Here is a 17,552-nt window from a genome sequence, read left to right on the forward strand (position 1 = left end):
GGAGGGGTGATAGCTGTGAGAAGAATACTTCTGATTCTTGTCATGTTGATGTTCGGTGTGTTGTTCTCTGCAGAACTCGTAGGGGTACTTCCTAAGATAGAAAATGATCGAGTGACCATAGAGATTCAGGTTTCTTCACCGGTTGAAGATGTTTCGGCAGAAATGAATTCTTCAAAGACTGTGTTCTCCATCTTTATGAAAGGGGTTCAAATGAAGATCAGCAGGTTCATGGTTCCCGTTGGTGTTGGGCCTGTTGAAGGTATAAGGGTGGTAAACGTAGGCAATGGAGTTATGGTGTCCGCGAGTCTACTGGTTCCATTCCCAGGGAGCTACCGCGTGGAAGACGAAACGATAGTAATGGAATTTCCAAGAAGTAAGGAAAGAATCGATGTGTCCTTTGAAAACATGCCTTTCGAAGATATGGTGAAGTATCTCGCTGAAAGGTTGAATCTCAACGTGATCGTTTCTGATAGCATCAAAAGCGCGACAACAAGTTTGAAACTGAACGATGTCACACCTGAAGACGCTCTAAGGGATCTTCTTGTTACATTCGGAGAAGTTGCCTACGCTTATTTCCCGGATGGGACTATGTTCATAGGGAAATACGAAGAAGTATCCGGAAGGTTCCAGAGATTCTGGGGTATATACAAAGTAGAGAACCAGACCGTCGCGGACAGGATAAAGAGCCTCATCTCTCAGGAAGCCATGATAGACTACCTTCCATCGAAATCCGTTCTCTTCGTTTATGGAACCTCGGAAGAACATGATCTCGTGGCGAGCCTTCTTTCTGTTTCTCCCCCCCTTCAGCAAAAGGAAGTTTCTTTCTCGGTAGATTCGATGAGAGTGGAGGAACTTTTGACCGCCCTCAAAAACGTGTATCAGTTCGAGTATCACCTCTTAAAGCCGGTATCCAGGGTGATTCTTGTGGGAGATTCTGAGACGATTTCGAAAGTGGAAAGATATATCAAGATTTTGGAAACTCGCGAGCAGGTGTCTGTAGAAGAACAGGTCCAGATTCCAGCTAAAAAATTCGTCTTTTATGCTTACGATCCAGAATCCGCTGCTTCGCTTATCACTTTACTCCTCGGAATAGATGCTCAGTCTTTCAAGGACATGAATCTGGTGGTATGTCAGGTGCCGATAGACAGAGAGCAGGAATTGGTTGATTTCATCGCGGAAAACAACCTGGAGCTCAGTGAGATGTTCTATCTGGATATCAAAAAAGGTGAAGAGGATTTTCTCAAAGAAACGATACAGTTTCTTGGAGTACCAGATTCGAGGTTGAGGTTTCTCAACATCGACGGTGAGAATGTAAAAGTCGGTATCTCAGTTCCAAAAGCGGTCTATGAGAAAATATCTCCCATTCTGAAAAAAATGTTGTCACTCAGGAGAAAGAATTTCATCGTGAAAAGTGTGGAATTGAAAAAGGAGATTCAGCAGGAAATGATAGACGCGATAACGAGAATGTACGGGGTTTCTATAGAAAAAATAGGAAACTTCCTCTTCATAGAGGGAGCCAATGGTTCCGTTGAAAACGCTGAAGAACAACTGGAGAAACTCCAGAGTGAACACACACAATTTCTGAAAATTACCTTAAAAGCTGAAAATGTGGAAGATTTGAAGAGATTCATGAAGGAAAAGTACGGTGTTGAATTCGAGTACTTTTCTTCTCTGAAAGTGGCAATGCTGAGTGGAAAGGAAGAAGAAAGCGTTCAGAAAGCTGCTGAAGAATTGCAGTTAATTTCTTCGGAGGAAAGGATCATAAGGTTTGTGAAAAAATCCGAGAATGTACCGATCGATAAAGCGAAAAGCGTTGTTTCACAACTCTACAGTGTATCCATAGAAGAGTTAGGGAATGAGCTTGTCGTCATCGGTGAAAGAGAAGAAGTCGAAAAAGCTGCTGATCTTCTTCAGAAAATTTTCTCTTCCGAAGTAGAGATCTCGCGTGACTTTGTGAAGCTACCTGGTTGGATCGATGAACCAGAGAAACTCCTCGAAGTTGTGAAAAACAGCGCTGGAATTACTTACGAAGTACTGGATGGAGTAGTTTATTTTGAAGGGACAAAGGAAAACGTTGAGAAGGCAAAGGAACTCTTCTCAGACATAGTGGAAAAACTCGGAGAAGTACGCAAAGAAGAGAAAGTGGAATTCCTCGAAGTGGATTCTTCCTTCCCTGTTGACGAATTTATGAACCTCTCCAGCAAGTTGTATCCGGATGCTACCTGTTTCAGTCTCGATCAATTGGGTCTTCTGGTTCTCAAGGGATCTTCAGAAGCGGTCGAAGATCTTTCGAACATGTATCGTTCTTTCTTCGAGAGATACCAAAAGATAGTGAAAGAAAACGTGTTCGATCGACTCATGCTAGAGGTTCCGAGCGGTTTTTCCTTCGAGGAATTCAAGACCTTCCTGGAAGTTCTCGTTCCAGAAGTCAAACAGGTTGTCTATCTTGACAAATTGAACTTGCTCTTGGTGGAAGTTCCTGTTTCACAATCGGAAAGAGTGAGTAGTCTACTCGATACGTTCTTGAAAAAAGAAGAAGCTGTATCGGAAAAGAAAGCGGTGAAAAGCGTCACCATACCTTCCGGTGTGAATCCCGATGAACTTTCCTTTTACTTGAAGAAACTCCTCAGAAATGTCGAGATCACAGTCTTTCCGAACATGGGCCAGATGATCGTAGAGGGACCAGAAAACGAGGTGGAAAAAGCTGTAGAACTCGTAGAAGCGGAAAAAGAAAAGATCGTTTCGAGGGAAAGGAAAGATTACGTGAAGGTTTCGAATGGTAGGCTGGCTATAAACGCAGAGGATGTTTCGCTTTACGATCTTCTCGCAGAAATCGCCAGTGAACTTGGAATTTCGGTGATGTTTGTTTCCATTCCTTCGGAAAAGATCACGATGAAGGCAGATGATATCACTTGGGAAAAGTTCGTGGATCTGATCTCTCAGAACTATGGTTATTTGTTTGACAACAAAAGCGGTGTTTACGTTCTCTCAAAACCCAAACAGGATCTTGCAAGGCGTTACATTTACGACGTACCGCACAATTTCGATCAAATAAAGGCTTTGATCGAATTCTACGGAGGAACGGTTTATGTGGATTCTCTGAACAACTTCATGGTGGTAACGGGAATTTCTGAGACGATAAAGAAAGAACTGGACAATATCATAGAAAAATTGAAAAAGCCGACGAAACAGATAGAGATATCCGCGAAGATAGTGGATAGATCTTTGATTGACAGACTAAGCAAAGAAGCCGGTCTCGAATTGACGGGAGGGAATGTGAATGTGGGGCCCTCTGGTGCAGGGATATCTTTCTCTGTGACCGACTACCTTGATTTCGAAAAGATCTTTGGAGGAATTTTGAACAGCAATCTTTCTCTCCAGTTCTCAGATCAAAAGACAAACACCCTCGATGACATTCTTGCGAGTCCCAGAATCGTCACCACCAGTGGAAAAGAGGCGAGAATACTGATAGGTGACAGAATACCGTACGTTACGGACACCAATGGAGACGGGACTCCGGAAGTGCAATTCCTCGAGACCGGTATAGAACTCAACATCACACCGTTTGTACGAAGTGACGACACTATAGAGCTCGATCTCTTTGTGAAGGCTAGCGAACCTGGAAACTACATAAATGAAGTGCCTGGAGAGAGAACACGAGAGACTCAGACACACCTCATCGTGAAGAACGGAAGTACCATAACGATAGGAGGTCTGATCAGGGAAGTAACGAATGTAACAGAGAGCAAACTACCTTTCCTCGGAGATTTACCGGTGATAGGACAGTTCTTCAGAACAAAGTCCGAAAATAAGGAAAAACGAGATCTCATCATATTCCTCACCGTAAGGGTGGTGGAACCATGAAAAGAAAACCGGCCGTGGCCGGCCTTTTTTATCCCTCTAGGAGAGATGAACTCGTTGAACAAATCAGAATTTGCTTTCTCGACAAAAGAATTGGACCGGGTGAGTTGCCGGATCCTTCCGAAACAAAGCTTCAAAGTCCCATTGGCTTCGTTTCTCCCCATGCTGGTTACATCTACAGTGGGCCTGTTGCCGCGTGGGGGTTCCTCGAGGTGGCTAAGTTCGGCGAACCTTCTGTCGTGGTTATTATCGGACCAAATCACACAGGCCTGGGAAGGCCTGTGGGTGTGTGGCCAGAGGGTGAATGGGAAACTCCACTTGGAACCGTTCCGGTGAATCAGCGTGCAGCAGAGATCATCTTGAACAGCTCCAGATACGCTGAGGAAGACTTCATGTCTCATATCAGAGAGCATTCTATTGAGGTTCAAATTCCGTTTCTTCAGTTCGTGTTTGGGGACGTTTCCATAGTCCCCATATGTCTGATGGATCAAAGCCCTGCGGTTGCTGAAGATCTCGCGAACGCTTTGACAAAACTCGTAGCCGAGTTCCCAAGTGTTCTGATAATAGCTTCAACAGATCTGAACCACTACGAGGATCAAAGAACAACCCTGAGGAAAGATTCCTATATCATGGAAGCAATAAGAAATAAAGATCCTCGTCTTCTATATGAGTATCTTGTGAAGGAAGATATAAGTATGTGTGGATACGGTGGAGTGGCCACCCTTTTGAACATGAATTTCAAAAACGCCAGGATTTTGAAACACGCGACCAGCGGAGATGTATCCGGTGATAAACTGGAAGTCGTTGGATATCTCAGTGCGATCCTCTTCTGAGAATCTCTTCGAGTTCTTCTATTTTCAGAAGTTTCGAAAGCAACACATAAACGAACACACCGATCAGTATCAGAAAGATCGTTCCGAGATTTCCTTTGAACGAATCGTTCAGTAGAAAGATCATCGTTCCCATAACAGCAGAGGACAAGCCGATTTTGAAAATCTTTTTATCGAAGGAAGGTTTCATCCTTAAAACGAGAAAAGCGAATCCGGTGATGTATGAAACACTCGTCGCAAGTGCAATGCCCGAAGCTCCCATGGTAAAACCGAGTATCATATCGAGTGCTATGTTCACAGCAGAGACGAGCAGAGTGGCAAAGAAGGGGGTTTTCACTTCTTTCGAAGCGTGGTAGGCGCGGGATAAAAGGTTAAACAGAGACACAAAACACAATCCAATTGCGTACATGAAGAGTATCTGAGCCGATTTTTTCACGTCTTCATAGGTGAACGCTCCATATCCGAAGAGTAGGGAAATGATTCTTTCGGAAAGAACCATCAATCCAATCGAGGAAGGAAGTGTCAGAAAAAGGCTTTTGCTTATGAAGTCTTTCAGATTCTCGTGGAAATCCCCTTCACTTTCGCTGAGGGTGGACAGTGCAACAGTGGATACCGCGACACCAAAGATACCGAGTGGAAGTTGGTAGAGCCGGCTGGAAAGTTGGATCAAAGAGAGAGAACCCGGGTCTAAAAAGGATGCAACGTTCACGTCGATCAGTGTGGTTATCTGGGAGACTGCCATTGTCATGAACGTTCCAAAGAAGAGTCTGTAGAATTCTCCAAGGCCTTTGAATGTTGGTCTGTATCGAAATTTTCCGAAGGGAAGTAAAACCAGTAGTGCAGCCAGGCCTCCAATCGTGAATCCGGCGGCTGCCCATTTTATGTCACCAAACAGACATCCCACCATCACACCTACGTTCGAAAACATCGGAGTCAATGCGGGAAGGAAATATCTGTGTGAGGCGTTGTGTACCGAATAAAAAACTGCCCACACAAAAACGATGGTTATGAACGGAGCTGTCAGGCGTATAAGATTGGCTGCCAGCGATTTCACTTTTTCATCGGCACCTGTGGCGAAGATAGATGCCATGAAATAAGGAAAAACTTCGGAAATAAAAACAATAACGAGAGTGACGAGTCCGAGAGAGGTGAGTACGGCCGAAGTGAATTGTGTTTTCTCTTCCTCGTTCTCCAACTTTTTGTAGATTGCCAGAAAAGCTGAGCTCATTGCACCCTCGGCGAAGGTCCTTCTGAGGAAGAACGGAAAGACTATAGAAACATAGTAAGCATCGAGAGTAGAGGAAGCACCAAAAGTTTTTGCGAGAATCACATCACGAACGAGGCCCGTGATACGCGAGAAAAGCGTTCCCAGAGAGAAAGCGAGCGTTTTCTTTATGCTGGACACTCTTCTTCCTCCTGATTTAAGTTTGCGGAAAAGCACCCGATAATATTATACGGAAGGAGGTGAGGGAATGATAGACAGAATAAACGGACCGGGAGATATAAATCCTATCGAAGGAATAAAGAAGCCTTCTGTAGAAAAATCAAAGGAGAAGAGGAAAAAGGAAAGCACCGATAATGTTGAGCTTCGGCACGTCGAAGATGTCAGAAAATTCGCTGAAGAGGCGAAAAACATATCAACTGTCCGCGAGCAGCTGGTAGAAGAGCTGAAAAAGGCCATAGAGAGTGGAAATTACTTCGTCGATACTGAAAGGCTTGCCCGAAAAATTCTGGAGGAGCTGTCCGAATGAGAGAGGAATTGAAGAGGGTTCTCACAGAGAAGATAAGACTCATGGAGAATATGAGAAATCTTCTGGAAGAAGAACTGGAAGCGATTGTAAATAAGGACTTCGAACGTCTTGAAAGCATCCTGCCGCACATTGAGGAGCTTTCCGTTTCGATGGAAACCTGCAACGAAATATTGAAATCTTCACTGGAATCACACGGAAATGGCACAAAGCTCATCGATCTTCTGGAAATCTACAAGGACGATGAAGAAATGCTTTCAGAGCTAAGGAGTTTCTTTGAAACGCTGAACAAGTTGGTCTTCGAGATAGAAAAGTTAAAACAGGCAATAGGTTTTCATTTGAATTACATAGATTTTGTGTTCAATCTTCAAAGGAATGAACTCACCTACAATCGAAATGGATCCTTCGATAGAGATGGTCCTTCGATGTTCAACGGGAGGTCCTGAAAAATGCCCGATATGTCCATGTTTGGAATACTCAACACGGCGCTCACAGGAATACACGCGCACAAGCTGGCGATGAACGTTGTGGGGCACAACATCGCGAATGCCAGCACACCCGGTTACTCGAGACAGAGACCAGTCATAGAGGCGAATCCCCCCATTCCCCTCACTACCCTGACACAGCCTTCTTTTCCCTTGCAGATGGGAACCGGTGCAAGGGTTAAAACTATTGTGAGGTTGAGAGATGCCTTCCTCGACGTGCAGTACAGACAGGTGAACAACAGATACAACTACTGGGACACTGTCCTTTCTAACCTTCACTTCATAGAGCAGCTTCTGGCAGAGCCAGGTGAAGATGGTGTAAGAAGCCTTGTGGACAACTTCTGGAACGCTTTCAAAGAAGTCATGTCCGACCCCAGTAGCACAGCCTCGAAGGCGGAGGTTGTTTCCAGAGCACAACAGATGGTTTCTCAGATAAAAGATCTCTACGGAAGACTGGAGCAGCTCAGAGAAGATATAGACGATGAGATCGTTCAGAGAGTGTCCGAGATAAACCAGATGATAAAAAGACTGGCAGATCTCAACAACAAGATCAGAACCAGCATGATGCTCAACTCTCCACCGAACGACCTTCTCGATGAAAGAGACAGGATCCTTGACGAGCTCTCCAATCTTGCGAATATCAACTACACCGAAGCGGAGGACGGACAGATTACCCTGAGGATAGGAAATCAGATCGTTTTGAACGGTTCTACTTATAGAGAACTCAGGGCACTGGAGAGACCTTACGGAAAAGGATACCATGAGCTCTTCGTTGGAAACTCTCAGTTGATTCTCTCGGATGGGAAGCTGAAAGCGTTGATGGATCTGAGGGATTCCAGCATAGTGAAGTACATGAGAAAACTCGATGAATTCGTGCTTTTTATAACGGACTCATTGAATCTTGTTCACAGGGATGGTTTTGAGTCGAACGGAGTGACAACGAACCTCAACTTCTTCAAGAAAATTGAGGCCTTCAGCGATGATCCTTCCATCTTCAGAATCAAAGGAAGTAGAAAGCTCGAGATGGGACCTTACCACACTGTAACTGGTCTTCATTCTACAAGCAGCCAAGTTGAAATAGAAGGAAGACGCTTCAACTCTGATGACATCGTTCTCTCTTTCGGTGGTGGCTCATCGAACGTTTTGAACGTCTCGGCTGGAACGACCATTGGTGACCTCGTTGGTTCGTGGAACCTGCTCGGTACCTCTCTTAGGGTGGGTTCACATGCGGGAGGATACAGACTTTACCTGGAGGACAGCACCGGTTCTTTGAGGAACAAGCTTTTCCTCTCACTGGGGGATTCTCTATCGCAGATGGGATTCGACACCGAGACAAAAGGGTATATAACCATAAAAGAATCCGACCTTTCCGGGTTGTCTTCCGGTGTTTACAACATAAACGTGGAGTACACTCTTGAAGATGGCACAAGGCAGACAGAAACAATCAGCGTGGATCTTTCTTCCGGGGTGAACCTTTCGAATATAGAAGCTTCCATAAATTCTTCTTCGCATCTGAGGGCGCAGATTTACGCGGATCCATCCACTGGAGAAAACATGCTTGTGATCGTTCCAGATGAGCAGCTCAATTTCGATCCTTCAGCTGTCAAGGTGTTGAGTGACGATGACTTCTTCACGGAGTCTAACGCGTTCGTGAGAAATTACGAGGTGCTGAAATACAAAGACACTCTGGAAAACATTTTCTACGGTCAAACCGGTTTTGACCCAACAAGGCCTTTCACGATCACTATTAACTCCACGGATATAGAAATAGATCCAGCTGTGGACACTCTGGAAACACTCGTTGAAAAGATCAACGAAAAGAACACGGGAGTTCTCGCGGATTTGACGCCCCATCATTCGCTCGTCTTCAGGGCGTCGTCACTCTACGATTTCGATCTCAGAATGATGGAAATAAAAGGTCCGCAGGGTTTTTTCGAAGCCGTCGGATTTGTTGATCCAGACGGTGATCCCAATACTTTTGACTGGAGCTCTTCCTTCACCCTGGTTTCAAAATCTGACGATTTCACAACGTTGAGCGAACGTTTCAAGGTTGCGGACATTCTGACTTTCGACAGGGCACCGTACGATGAACCCTTGAACATCGTCAATCAGTTCGAGGTGAGTTCTTCTCTCGCTGCGAACCCGGCAAACCTCGCGGTCGATGTGGGATACGCTCTGGAAAATTCCGACTGGAACGCGACGAGTATCAAACCTTCGGGTGGAGCCAATCCAGAGCTTCTTGAAACCATACAGAATCTTTACACCAGAAAGATATTATCGAACGGCAAGGAGAGTTTCTACGAGTTCTTCGGCGGTGTGGTCTCGGAGCTCGGTGTGGAGGCGGAGACTGCCAGCAATCTCAAGAACAACACGGAAATCCTCAGACAGGAGATCGACAATGCCCGTGAAGAAGTGAAGGGAGTCTCTCTCGACGAGGAGATGGCAAACATGATAGAGTATCAGCACGCGTTCAGCGCTGCTGCCAAAGTCATCACCGCTGTCGATCAGATGATACAGACCGTGATCAACATGGTGGGGTGATCTGAATGAGGGTTACAAACAAAATGATCAGTGATAGGGTGCTGTTCAACATACAGACGAGTTTGAAAAGAATAGCGAAGCTCCACGATCAACTCTCTTCGGGATACAAGGTGAGGTATCCGAGTGACGATGCCGTCGTTGCGAAGAGGGCCAGTGACATTCTGACGAGAAAGAGGGAACTCGAGCAGTTTCAAAGAAGCGTGGATCATGTTCAAACTTACGTGAACGCGTACGACAGTGCCCTTCAAACCGTTTCCTCCATTACTCAAAGACTCAGAGAACTGCTGGTTAGAGCAGCGAATGGGACTCTTTCGAAAGCAGAGAGAGAGGCTATAGCAGAGGAGATCGATAAAATCAAAGAGAATCTGGTGGAAGTGGCGAACACAAGAATAGAGAACGAGTACATCTTTTCTGGATACGATGTTTTCAGTCAGCCGGTCGAAAACGAAAACGGCACCTGGAAGATCTCGACACTTCCGGCCTCAGATAAGAGTCGCTCTATTCTGGTGCTGGGACATTCCATTGATTACGGTGTCACAGCCAGTGAGGTTTTTGAACTGGACAGCGGAAAGAATGTGTTCCAGATGCTTGAGGAGGTTTCTGCCACTCTTCGTTCCAATCTCAACGAAACTCAGATATCGGAGCGTGTGTCGAACGTTTTCTTGAAGGAATTATCCTACTTCGAAGAGCGTATAACCAGAACAATAGGAGAGGTCGGTGGTGTGAGCAGGTTCATCGATATGGTGAACTCGAGGGTGCAGGATCTCGATTTCTTCTTCACCGAGTACCTTTCAAAAGAGAGAGATGCAGACATCACAGAACTCGTGACGGATCTTGCTATGCAGCAGTCGGTTCTTGAAGCTGCTTTGAAATCGGCCAGTCGAGTGCTTCAGGCGACCCTGGTAGACTTCGTGAGGTGATAACGTGGTTTACAAAACCAAACTCGGAGAGATGGAAATTTCGGATGAAAGTATCTTCACGTTCGAAAAAGGAATTCCCGGATTCGAACATCTGCGAAAGTTCGCGCTCGTTTTTCCTCAGGAAACCTTTCCCATAGGATGGCTGCTTTCACTCGAGGATCCGGAAGTGGGACTTCCCGTTGTGGATCCAAAGCTCGTGAGAGCCGATTACGACCCTGTAGTGCTAAGTGAGGATCTCGAGGAGATCGAAGCCGAAAATCAGGAAGCGCTCCTTTTCTTCTGTGTGTTAACGATTCCCCCAGGGAAACCGGAAAAGACCACGATAAATCTCAGGGCACCGATAATTTTGAATCAAAAGAAAAAGAAGGGAATTCAAACGATACTGGAGAACGAAGATTACCAGTTGAGACACCTTCTTTCCGAAGAGATGGAGCGTTCAAAGACTGTGGTATGATCTTCAAATAGAAGCCTCCCTCACCGTGCGGTACCCTTCGGGGTTCAAAGGGGAAGCCGGTGGAAATCCGGCGCGGGGCCGCCACCGTGACCGGGGACGAAACCCGCAGAACGCCACTGGGGCGATCACCCTGGGAAGGTGCGGGGAGTAGGATGATCCGGAAGCCGGGAAACCCGCCCGCGGTGAAGGGAAACCACCTTCCTCGGCACCAGGAAGGTGGGAATATTCTTTTTCAGGGAGGGATGGAAGTGTTCAGAAAACTGGTTTCTTTGATTCTTCTTTTTGTCACCGCTGTTGCGCTCGCCGTAACGGTTGTGGACGATTCTGGAAGAGTGGTGGAGATCACATCCGCACCCGAAAGGGTGGTCAGTCTGTCTCCCGCCGCAACGAGGTTTCTTGTGTTCCTCGGCCTGGAAGACAAAATCGTTGGAGTCACCGATTACGACAGCTACGAAGCCGAAAGAGTCGGTGCGATGGTTCCTGCGAACATCGAAAAGGTGGTGAGTCTGAATCCCGATCTCGTTCTGATGTTCGGCGGATTTCAGCTTCCCGAAGTTCCAAAACTTGAGGAAGCAGGTTTAAAGGTCCTTGTTGTGAATCCGAATTCTCTCAACGACATCATCAGAGACGTGGTCCTTCTTGGAACGATCTTTGATCGTCGAGACCTTGCCCTGGAGAAATCGGAAAAGCTGAGAGAGAAAATGCTTGAGATAGGAAAGAAGACCTACAACGTTCCTCCATCGAAGCGTCCCAAGGTACTCTACCTGATCTCATCTCCCGGTCCTGATGTGAAGGATATCTGGACGTGTGGAATGGGATCCTATCTCAACGAGATCATCTCTCTGGCGGGCGGGGTGAACATTGCTTCCGGAATCGCAGGGCCGAACGGCTGGCCACAGCTTTCTCTTGAGTATGTTGTGTCTCAAAATCCTGATGTGATAATAGTTGGAGTTTACATCTCTGGAACGGAGAACGAAGAGATAAAGAAAATACTCAATTTTGAACCTTTCAAAGAAATAAACGCAGTGAAGAACAAAAGGGTCTTTGCAGTGGATGGAAACGTGGCCTCTCAACCTTCTCCCGATGTGTTTGAACTCCTCGATTTGTTCTATGAATTTTTCTACGGAGGAAAAGGTGAGTGAGAAAACTCGTTTTTCCGATACTGATACTCAGTTTTCTTCTTGGAATCTTCTTTGGAAGTGTGCCTCTGGACCCCCTTGAAGTGCTGGGGGTCCTCTTTGGTTTGAAAGAAAACCCCGGGGTCGAAAGGATTCTTTCTCTCAGAATTCCAAGGGTTCTGGCAAGTTTTCTGGTTGGAGCCGGTCTTTCGATCGTGGGAAATTCGTTTCAGAATCTTTTGAAGAATCCTCTTGTTGATCCGTATCTCCTTGGAATCTCCTCGGGTGCATCTTTCGGTACCGTTGTGTCGTTTTACCTCGCTGAAATCTTCGGAATCTCCTGGATATACAGAATTCCACTTCTCAGCTTTGGTTTCTCTATGATAGCGTCACTCTTGACCCTTCTCATTGCAAGGAAAGAGGGCCGCTTTCCGGTAACAACCATCGTGCTTTCTGGAGTGGTGGTAAGCACGTTGTTCAGCTCTCTCACTTACATGACGATCGTTCTTTTGAAAAGGAATGTAACCACCATCTCTATGTGGCTCTTTGGAAGCTTTTCAGGGAGTACGTGGGAGGATGTTCTCTTCTATCTGATGGTCGTCATCCCGTTTTTACTTTACTCTTTGATCTTCTCCAAACATCTGAACGCCATGGCACTTGGAGAGGAAGAGGCGTTCATCCTTGGAGTCAGCGTTGAGAGATTGAAGGTTGTCACTTTTCTTTTTGGAAATCTCATCACGGCATTTCTGGTCTCCAGAAGTGGTGTTATCGGTTTCGTCGGTCTCATAGTTCCTCACATCTCTCGCTACCTCGTTGGTCCGAATTTTCTGAAGTCCGTCCTTTCGAGTTTGATCGTGGGAGGAGTTCTTCTCACACTCTGCGACACGGCAGCCAGAACCTTCTTTTCTCCCACAGAACTTCCAGTCGGCGTTGTAACAGCGTTGATCGGAGCACCTTTCCTTGCTTTCCTCATGAAAAGAGGTGTGTGAAGTGGAGATTGTGAGGATTGAAAATTTGTTCTTCCAATACAGAGGCGGATTCTCTCTGAAAAACATAAATCTTTCTGTGAAAAAAGGGGAGTTCTTCGGTATCATCGGACCGAACGGTTCCGGAAAGACTACTCTTTTAAAGATCCTTGTGGGGATTTTTCGTCCTCAGAAAGGAACGGTTCAGCTCCTCGGTAGGATACCGTGGGAGACTTCGAGAAAAGAGATGGCGAAGATAGTAACCCTCGTTTCTCAGGATTTCTTTCCTTCCTACGACTTTTCTGTAAAAGAGATAGTCGAGATGGGACGGCTTCCACACTTGAGTCTTCTGAGTGGAACATCCAGAAAGGATGAGGAGATAGTCCTGAAAAGCCTAGAGCTAACCGGAACATTGAAATTTGTCGACAGAAACTTCTGGACATTGAGCTCTGGAGAGCGCAGGAAGGTTGTGCTATCGAAAGCGATTGTGCAGGACACGGAAATCCTGCTCATCGATGAACTCACAGCCCATCTGGATTACAACAACGTGAGTCTTGTGGGAAACGTTTTGAAAAGGTTGAAAGAATCGGGAAAAACCATCATCTCCGTTTTCCACGACATAAACGTGGCATCTGCTCTGTGTGATCGAATAGGCGTTATGAAAAACGGTGAGATGATAAAAACCGGAGCACCCCCAGAGGTGGTGACCGAAGAGGTGCTCCGGAATACATTCGAAACGGAATTCGTGGTACTTGAACATCCTGTCACAGGAAGACCGTTAGCCTTTCTCAAATAGTTTTTTCAAGAATTTCACCTGTTCAACCGCTTGGAAAGAGCCTCCTCCCTCGTGGTTGTTGTACGGATAGATTCTGATTTCCTTCGGTCCAGCGTAGTAATTGTAGGCAGCGAAAACCGTTGAAGGAGGACAAATGTTGTCCATGAGACCCACAGAAAACAGCGCAGGGATCTTCGCTCTGGCTGCGAAGTTCACTCCATCGAAATAGGAAAGAGTCCTGAACACGATTTCTTCCTTGTCTCTGTGGGTCTTTAGAAAGTTCGTGATCTCCGCGTATGGATGCGTATCCACAAGCTGTACTGCTCTTCTGAAGTGACACAGAAACGGCACATCGCACAGAAGAGCCTTTGCTTTCTTTGAGAGAGCGCTCACCGCAAGGGCTATTCCGCCACCCTGACTGCCTCCAGCTATCACGATTCTTTCTTGATCTACCTGAGGAAAAGAAGCAGCAGCTTCAACGGCTCTGACAGCGTCCGTGAAGACTCGTCTGTAGTAGTAAGTTCTGGGATCCAGTATTCCTCTTGTCATGAATCCTGGATACTGAGGGTCAACGGGACCCTCAGGGTAATCCGGTGTGTCTCCTTTCAGCCAGCCGCTTCCCTGACCTCGAGTATCCATGACGAAACATATGTAACCCATAGAAGGCCAGAACAGCCAGTCGTGAGGGAATCCTCTTCCACCGTTGTATCCTATGTACTGCACAACGCAGGGAAGTTTTTCTTCTTCCAGTTTTGGAACAAGGAGCCACCCTTTGATCCTCTGTCCCCTGTATCCGGAGAAGGTGACATCGTACGCTTCGACTGTTTTGAGGTGAGACTCCATCCTCTCGAAGACGGGGTCTAAGGGGAACTTTTCGCTCTCTGCGAGTGTCTCTTCCCAGAACTCATCGAAGTCTTTCTCTTCGTACCGCTCTGGACGATATTTCTTCAGTTCTTCGAGTGGTAAATCGAAGAAGGCCATTTTTTCACTCCTCGCAGGCTTCCGTGAAGAATTTCCTCATTCCCACCACTTCTCTTTTTTCACCGACGACGGAGAAAGAACCTGTGAGTCTGATGTCTTCAGAAGAGCTTCCCACCATCACTTTGAACTCACCGGGTTCAACCACGAGTTTCATGTCTCTGTTGTAGTAGGCGAGCACGTCCATGTGAAGCCTGAACACAACAGTCTTCTTCTCTTTCGCCTTCAAAGAAACCCTCTTGAAGCCCTTCAGCTCTTTCACAGGCCTTGTGACGCTTGCAAACTCACGACCGATGTAAAGTTGAACCACCTCGTCTCCGTCTCTGTCTCCGATGTTTTCCACGTCCACCTTTATCACCACTTCGCCGGCCGGTGGCACTTCCTTCGGTTCGATTCTGAGGTTGCTGTACTCGAACTTCGTGTAAGACAAACCGTGCCCAAACGGGAAGAGAGGCTTTGTGCTCTCATCCACGTAGTCTCCGTGCCAGTGAGACCTTCCCCCGGATGGTTTGACGTAGTGGAAGACAGGAATCTGACCAGCGCTTCTTGGAAAGCTGATCGGGAGTTTTCCAGAGGGATTCACCTTTCCATAGATGATGTCAACGATCGCTCTTCCTCCCGCTTCTCCAGGAAGCCACACCTGAAGGATCGCGTTCACCTTGTCGACGACGTTTTTGAGTGAATAGGGTCTTCCCGTGATGAGGACAAGAACGACGGGTTTTCCTGTCTTTGCAACTTCGAGGACGAGTTCTTCCTGGACTCCTGGAAGCTTGAGGTTTGCCATGTCTCTGGACTCACCGGTTGTGCAGTCAAGGGTGAGTCCAGATTTGTCCCCTACGACAACGATGGCAACGTCGGATTTCTTTGCAATTTCTATCGCCTCTTCGAAACCGCTTCTGTCTTCCCCTGTCACTTCACAGCCTTTTGCATATTCGAATTCGATCCCTTCTTCTTTGAAGGCATCGAGAACACTCGGAATGCTCTTCATATGTTCTTCTATGCTCTTCTTCAGTCTTTCGTAGTTTTCTCTCGGGATCTGAGGATTTCCAAAGACGTCGTCTATGTTGTCGAGGAGAGCCCTTATGTGTGCAAGGTACATGTAATCTCCGAGGAGATTTCTCACCTCACCCGCGTTCGGTCCGATCAGGGCAACTTTTTTGTTTTTCTGAAGAGGCAGAATTCCATCATTCTTGAGAAGGATAATGGATTTCCTTGCTATCTCGAGTGCGATGTCTCTGTGACTTTCTATCTTTGCTTTTTCCACCTCAACGTAGGGATTCTCGAAGAGTCCGAGCATGAACTTTAGTTTCAACACCCTGGCGACTGCCTCGTCGATCAAAGCTTCGGAGATGATGCCTTTTTCAACAAGGTCTTTCAAATATTGATAACATTCTGTCTTCGGAAGTTCAACATCTATCCCCGCTTCAAGTGCGAGTCTTGCGGCTTCTGACTTATCCCTTGCTATTCTGTGATAATCTTCCAGAACTTTCACAGCAAAATAGTCAGAAACGACGATTCCTTCGAATCCCCAGTCTTTTCTGAGAATGTCTGTGAGGAGTTTCCTGTTCGCTGCACATGGGACACCGTCTATTTCGCTGTAGGAGTTCATCACAGAAAGCACATTCGCTTCTTTAACGGCCGCTTCGAACGGAAAGAGAAAGACCTCTTTGAATTCCCTCTCCGGAATGTTCGTTGGTGCCCAGTTCTTTCCACCTTCAGAAGCGCTGTATCCGGCGAAGTGTTTCACTGTGGCAACGACACCTTTTTTGATATCTTCCCCCTGGAGGCCTTTCACGTAAGAGACTCCCATCCTCGCCACCAGATAGGGAGATTCTCCGAACGTCTCTTCTGTTCTCCCCCACCTTGGGTCTCTTGCGACATCCAGAACAGGTGCGAGACCCTGATGTGCCCCTATCTTTCTCATATCCTCTCTGACGGCGGTGGTCATTTTTTCTATGAGATCTGGATCCCATGTACTTGCCATTGCTATCGCCTGAGGGAAGTTGGTTCCTCCAAGTCCCATGTAACCGGTGAGACATTCTTCGTGTATCATCGCAGGAATTCCAAGGCGTGTTTCTTCCACAAGAAATCTCTGTATTTCGTTCACAAGTTCCGCGGCTTCTTGAGGTTCAAGGTTCGTTGATCCACCAGGCCTTGTGATCTGGCCTATACCATTTTTGAGGAGTTCTTTTGCTTTTTCTTTTTTGAATTTTCCCCTCTCGTCTATCAGTTCGTAACCCCAGACAGACCCAAGCTGGGCCACTTTCTCTTCCAGCGTCATTCTGGAAAGAAGATCTCTCACTCTCACTTCAATGGGTTGCGAAGGATCCCTGTACAGTTCCATATTTTTCCCTCCTCATCTGTTATTGAAACCATAAAGATCATCTGTACAACCAGCATTTCACCTGCACACCATCAACTTCAAAATACGGAGGAGGCTCCTTTCTGCATATATCCATGGCCTTTGGACATCTTCCTGCGAACTTGCAGCCCTGTCTCAGATACTCTGCCTGTTCTGTCTCGGACAGTTTTATCCTGATGTCCCACTTTTTCTTCGGATCCGGCTCTGGGACGGATTCCCTCAAAAGCTGGGTATATGGATGCTTTGGTTCCATGAGAACTTTCTCTGCAGGTCCCAGTTCCACTATATTTCCTCTGAACATGACGGCGATTCTGTCAGAGACGTAGTAAGCCGTTGTGAGATCGTGGGTGATGTAGAGCACGCTCACACCGTACTGTTCTTTGAGATCCTTGAAGAGGTTCACGATCGACATTCTCAAAGAAGCGTCGACCATCGAGACGGGTTCGTCTGCGACAAGAAGAGAAGGATTCGTGAGAAGCGCCCTTGCGATGGAAATTCTTTGAAGCTGACCTCCT

The 17,552-nt window shown here is 46.6% G+C and carries 14 protein-coding genes and 1 riboswitch; of the genes, 10 read left to right on the forward strand and 4 right to left on the reverse strand.

Annotation, left to right across the window (positions count from 1 at the left end; all coding sequences use genetic code 11):
* The first annotated feature begins 15 nt into the window (after positions 1–15).
* Both MC24_RS01780 and amrB read left to right on the forward strand, forming a co-directional pair.
* Positions 16–3,864: a type II secretion system protein GspD gene (locus MC24_RS01780; RefSeq protein ID WP_038052001.1), complete on the forward strand. Its 3,849-nt coding sequence runs from the start codon at positions 16–18 to the stop codon at positions 3,862–3,864.
* Positions 3,861–4,694 (forward strand): AmmeMemoRadiSam system protein B, encoded by an 834-nt coding sequence (gene amrB / locus MC24_RS01785; protein ID WP_011943423.1) that lies wholly within the window; start codon positions 3,861–3,863, stop codon positions 4,692–4,694. The genes MC24_RS01780 and amrB overlap by 4 nt, the downstream gene beginning before the upstream one ends.
* On the opposite strand, the gene murJ is transcribed toward amrB, so the two are convergent.
* Positions 4,675–6,096, reverse strand: coding sequence for a murein biosynthesis integral membrane protein MurJ (gene murJ / locus MC24_RS01790; protein WP_038052003.1), 1,422 nt, complete (start codon positions 6,094–6,096; stop codon positions 4,675–4,677). The two genes, amrB and murJ, sit on opposite strands and share 20 nt — an antisense overlap.
* Before the next feature lie 67 nt (positions 6,097–6,163).
* Here murJ and flgM point away from each other — a divergent pair, with 67 nt between their 5' ends.
* The 8 genes from flgM (at position 6,164) to MC24_RS01830 (ending at position 13,718) form a co-directional block, all read left to right on the forward strand.
* On the forward strand, positions 6,164–6,442 hold the full coding sequence (gene flgM, locus MC24_RS01795; protein WP_011943425.1) for a flagellar biosynthesis anti-sigma factor FlgM: 279 nt from the start codon (positions 6,164–6,166) through the stop codon (positions 6,440–6,442).
* Positions 6,439–6,885: a flagellar export chaperone FlgN gene (flgN, locus tag MC24_RS01800; RefSeq protein ID WP_012310783.1), complete on the forward strand. Its 447-nt coding sequence runs from the start codon at positions 6,439–6,441 to the stop codon at positions 6,883–6,885. Before flgM ends, flgN begins: the two co-directional genes overlap by 4 nt.
* A gap of 3 nt (positions 6,886–6,888) precedes the next feature.
* Positions 6,889–9,465, forward strand: a complete 2,577-nt coding sequence (gene flgK, locus MC24_RS01805; protein WP_038052005.1) for a flagellar hook-associated protein FlgK — start codon at positions 6,889–6,891, stop codon at positions 9,463–9,465.
* A gap of 5 nt (positions 9,466–9,470) precedes the next feature.
* The gene (gene flgL, locus MC24_RS01810) at positions 9,471–10,385 is read left to right on the forward strand and encodes a flagellar hook-associated protein FlgL (RefSeq protein WP_038052007.1); all 915 of its coding nucleotides are present in this window, start codon (positions 9,471–9,473) and stop codon (positions 10,383–10,385) included.
* Positions 10,386–10,389: 4 nt separating this feature from the next.
* Positions 10,390–10,839 (forward strand): flagellar assembly protein FliW, encoded by a 450-nt coding sequence (gene fliW / locus MC24_RS01815; RefSeq protein ID WP_011943429.1) that lies wholly within the window; start codon positions 10,390–10,392, stop codon positions 10,837–10,839.
* Between the two features lie 10 nt (positions 10,840–10,849).
* Positions 10,850–11,034, forward strand: a riboswitch (cobalamin riboswitch).
* Between the two features lie 53 nt (positions 11,035–11,087).
* Entirely contained in the window at positions 11,088–11,981 is an 894-nt protein-coding gene (locus tag MC24_RS01820) for a cobalamin-binding protein (RefSeq protein WP_065212821.1), read from the forward strand.
* Entirely contained in the window at positions 11,978–12,946 is a 969-nt protein-coding gene (locus MC24_RS01825) for a FecCD family ABC transporter permease (RefSeq protein WP_038052012.1), read from the forward strand. Before MC24_RS01820 ends, MC24_RS01825 begins: the two co-directional genes overlap by 4 nt.
* Before the next feature lies 1 nt (position 12,947).
* A complete protein-coding gene (locus MC24_RS01830; protein ID WP_004082601.1) occupies positions 12,948–13,718 on the forward strand; it encodes an ABC transporter ATP-binding protein in 771 nt (256 codons plus the stop codon).
* On the opposite strand, the gene axeA is transcribed toward MC24_RS01830, so the two are convergent.
* The 3 genes from axeA to MC24_RS01845 form a co-directional block, all read right to left on the reverse strand.
* Positions 13,701–14,678: a cephalosporin-C deacetylase gene (gene axeA / locus MC24_RS01835; protein WP_004082599.1), complete on the reverse strand. Its 978-nt coding sequence runs from the start codon at positions 14,676–14,678 to the stop codon at positions 13,701–13,703. The two genes, MC24_RS01830 and axeA, sit on opposite strands and share 18 nt — an antisense overlap.
* Positions 14,679–14,682: 4 nt before the next feature.
* Positions 14,683–17,019: a glycoside hydrolase family 3 N-terminal domain-containing protein gene (locus MC24_RS01840; protein ID WP_038052014.1), complete on the reverse strand. Its 2,337-nt coding sequence runs from the start codon at positions 17,017–17,019 to the stop codon at positions 14,683–14,685.
* A gap of 37 nt (positions 17,020–17,056) precedes the next feature.
* The coding region (locus tag MC24_RS01845; RefSeq protein WP_038052016.1) for an oligopeptide/dipeptide ABC transporter ATP-binding protein at positions 17,057–17,552 on the reverse strand (496 nt) is incomplete at its 5' end.

The organism is Thermotoga sp. Mc24 (assembly GCF_000784835.1).
Classification (GTDB): Bacteria; Thermotogota; Thermotogae; order Thermotogales; family Thermotogaceae; genus Thermotoga.